Source organism: Vibrio genomosp. F10 str. 9ZD137 (assembly GCF_049974785.1).
GTDB lineage: Bacteria > Pseudomonadota > Gammaproteobacteria > Enterobacterales > Vibrionaceae > Vibrio.
The window spans coordinates 1-1,054 of the sequence record NZ_JBNGCJ010000328.1 but is presented as its reverse complement, the minus strand read 5'-3'; the positions used below and the strand labels follow the sequence as shown (position 1 = coordinate 1,054).

Genomic DNA, 1,054 nt, shown 5'->3' with positions numbered 1-1,054 from the left:
ACCCGCTCTTCCGATCTAGAACCCGTCCCTGTTTTTGCTACGTCCATATTGATCATTGCACTCGAACTGATCATGATTTCCGATAAAGGCTTGCATTTCTTTCGCCAGCCTCCCGAAGGGCATGATTTAGGTGAGTTAATGAATTACACCGATATTTTTAGTGCCTTTTCATCACCGATTATCATTTTATTTATGGGGGGGTTCGCCTTAGCCATTGCAGCGTCCAAGTATGAACTGGACAACAACTTAGCCCGAGTTCTACTCAAACCTTTTGGTACTCAACCTAAGTTCATCATGCTCGGTTTAATGTTGATTACTGCGGTCTTTTCTATGTTTATGTCTAATACCGCAACGACAGTCATGATGCTGGCGCTTCTCGGCCCCATTGTTGCTTCTGCGCCTAAAGGTGATTTGGGCATTAAAGCTCTGGTTCTTTGTATCCCTATCGCAGCCAATACGGGGGGCATCGCAACACCCATAGGCACCCCACCAAACGCCATAGCCCTGCAATATTTGACCGGAGAAAACAGTATCGATTTTCTTTCGTGGATGATGATGGGCCTACCTTTTGTTGTTATTCAATTGACCTTTGCTTGGTTTCTCCTACAAAAACTGTTTCCATCGCAGCAACAACAAATGATCTTAAAGCTAAATGGAAAGTTTAAAACCAGCTGGCGAGCCATCACGGTCTACGTAACATTTGGCATGACCATCTTACTTTGGATGACAACCAAAGTGCATGGCATGAATACGTATGTGGTGTCTATCATCCCCCTTGCAGTATTTACCTTGACTGGGATTATGGGGAAAGAGGAGCTAAAGCAGATTAACTGGGATGTCCTATGGCTGGTCGCCGGTGGTATCGCTATTGGGATTGGTCTTGATAAAACAGGGTTAGCAGTTGCTCTTGCCCATGCTATTGACTACGAATCTCTCTCTCCTGTTGCTGTAGTATTGACTCTTTCAGTGGTCTGCTGGTTAATGGCCAACTTCATGTCCAATACTGCCACCGCAAACTTACTGATGCCAATTGCCGCCGCCATTGGTGCTTCAA

At 45.4% G+C, this 1,054-nt stretch carries 1 protein-coding gene; it reads left to right on the top strand.

From position 1 onward, the window contains the following. A partial coding sequence (locus ACP45E_RS06670; RefSeq protein ID WP_069584822.1) for an SLC13 family permease occupies positions 1-1,054 on the top strand: 1,054 nt, incomplete at both ends.